Annotated in this window: 1 protein-coding gene; it reads left to right on the forward strand. The window is 50.6% G+C overall.

Annotation, left to right across the window (positions count from 1 at the left end):
• A partial coding sequence (locus AC1DRJ_RS30100) for a type ISP restriction/modification enzyme (RefSeq protein WP_477805327.1) occupies nucleotides 1–882 on the forward strand: 882 nt, incomplete at both ends.

An 882-nucleotide genomic window follows, 5' to 3' on the forward strand; every position in this document is an offset into this window, starting at 1 on the left:
AGCTTGAGAAGATCGAAAGCTTTGCCAGCGTGGCGGGTATTGAGAGCTGGCAACTCATCACCCCGGACGCTCACGGCGATTGGCTGAAACAGCGTGATGACAGTTTCAATCAGTTCATTGTCTTAGGAGAAAAGGGCGAAAAAAGCGCAGCGCCACTATTCGAGAACTATTCAAGGGGGCTTGAAACCGGCCGAGATGCTTGGATTTACAACTGCTCCCAAGTGGCCCTTGAGCAGAACGTTAAAAAGATGATTGAGGTTTATAACTCAGAGGTCATTCGGTTGCAGGGAGCAACGCCGAGCGCCGATAGAAGGGCCCGAGAGGAGATGGTGAGAGATTTCGTGAACACTGATAGCACCAAGATTAGTTGGACACGTGGCCTTCGCTCAGATTGTGCAGCGGGTAGGCCGGCGACTTTCAATCCCAAGGGATTGACTACCAGTCTCTACAGGCCATTTACAAAGCAGCACGCTTACTTTGATCGGATGCTCAATGCCTATGTGAACCAAATTCCGCGCATCTATCCTAATACAGAATCTGAGAATCTGACGATATGCATGACAGGCAGAGGGGAGAACACGCCCTTCTCTGTTTTGATTTCAAACTGCATTTCAGAACTGAAGTTCCAGTACAACAGCCAGTGTTTTCCTCTCTACCTATATGACGACGCTGCCGAAGTGGGTGAACAGTACCATCCCGGTCTGTTTGATGCTCCGCCCCAGCAGAAACACCGCCGCCGTGACGCCATCACTGATGAAGGACAGGCCTACTTTCTAGTCGCCTACCCTGGCGAGAAGATCAACAAGGAAGACGTTTTCTACTATGTCTACGGCATCCTGCATTCAGCGGATTACCGCGAACGCTATGCCGATAACCTAAGCA

This window comes from Pseudomonas sp. P5_B2 (genome assembly GCF_056400445.1).